The following is a 1247-nucleotide window of genomic DNA, read 5'->3' on the forward strand; positions in this document are numbered from 1 at the left end:
GGAGCATTGACTTAATCAAAGAATAACGATATAATAAGTTATAAAGCATACTATTAGACTAAGTTTGTTCACAAGTAAATGAAATCCATTAGAACCAAGCTCAAACTTAATAACAAGCAGAAAACTCTGATGGCTCAACACGCAGGCTACAGTAGGTGGTGTTACAACTGGGGTTTAAGCTTGTGGAATGTTGCTTATAAAAATGGTTACAAGCCCAATGCCCGTAAGCTAAGAGAGGTTTTTACCAACCAGACAAAGCCTTTATACCCTTGGATGAAAAACTTGTCATCTAAAGTTTACCAATATGCTTTCATAAATTTAGGTGAAGCATTCAAAAGGTTCTTTAAAAGATTAGGAAAACACCCAAAGTTTAAAAAGAAGGGTAAACATGATTCATTCACAATAGATAATTGTGGAAAACCAATAGAATTAAATGGATGGAATCATAAATTACCTTTTATCGGTATTGTTAAGACTTATGAACCCATTGAGGCGACCACCAAAAAAGTCACCATTAGTAGACTTGCAGGTGATTGGTATCTTAGCTGTAGCTATGAATTTAATGCAACAACTACACCCAAAAAAACTGATGTTATAGGAGTAGATTTAGGAGTAAAAACATTAGCTACTTTGAGTGATGGGAAAATATTTGAGAGCGTGAAATCGTATCGGAGATTTGAAGCTAAATTATCAAGAGAGCAATATCTACATCGTCATAAAAAGATTGGCTCTGTTAATTGGAAAAAAGCACAACTGAAGATAGCCAGGTTGCATAGAAAAGTAGCTAACATCCGCAAAGACGCACTTCATAAATTGACAACATACTTAGCCAAAAACCACGGCATTGTGTCAATTGAAGATTTGAATGTTAGGGGAATGTTGCGCAATCATAAGCTAGCAAAGTCTATAGCAGACCAAGGATTTTATCAGTTCAGGCGACAGCTAGAATATAAGTGCCAATGGTACGGTTCGGAGTTAGTAGTAGTTGATAGGTTTTTCCCATCATCAAAGACTTGCTCAAACTGTGGTCACGTTCAAGATATGCCATTAAGCTTAAGAACTTATGACTGCCCAGATTGTGGCATATCTATAGATAGAGATTTAAACGCCAGTATTAATTTAAGAAATGCGGTCGGCTCGGTCGTGAATGCTTGTGGATGAGTAACCGCCGACGGCCTCAGTTGAAGCAGGAAGTAAACATCAAATTGTTACGCTATGTGACGCTTTGTATCGGTTTTATAGAGCAG

Annotated in this window: 1 protein-coding gene; it reads left to right on the forward strand. The window is 37.0% G+C overall.

Going from position 1 to position 1247, the window contains the following annotated elements:
• Window positions 1-78: 78 nt before the first annotated feature.
• Window positions 79-1161: an RNA-guided endonuclease InsQ/TnpB family protein gene (locus ACP6PL_RS19150; RefSeq protein ID WP_426546871.1), complete on the forward strand. Its 1083-nt coding sequence runs from the start codon at window positions 79-81 to the stop codon at window positions 1159-1161.
• The last annotated feature ends 86 nt before the right edge of the window (window positions 1162-1247 follow it).

It is taken from the genome of Dapis purpurea BLCC-M126 (assembly GCF_050015975.1).
Classification (GTDB): domain Bacteria; phylum Cyanobacteriota; class Cyanobacteriia; order Cyanobacteriales; family Microcoleaceae; genus Trichodesmium.

Coding starts and splice junctions, on each gene's coding strand:
- ACP6PL_RS19150 (WP_426546871.1), top strand. CDS start 79: ATGAAATCCATTAGAACCAAGCTCAAACTTAATAACAAGCAGAAAACT.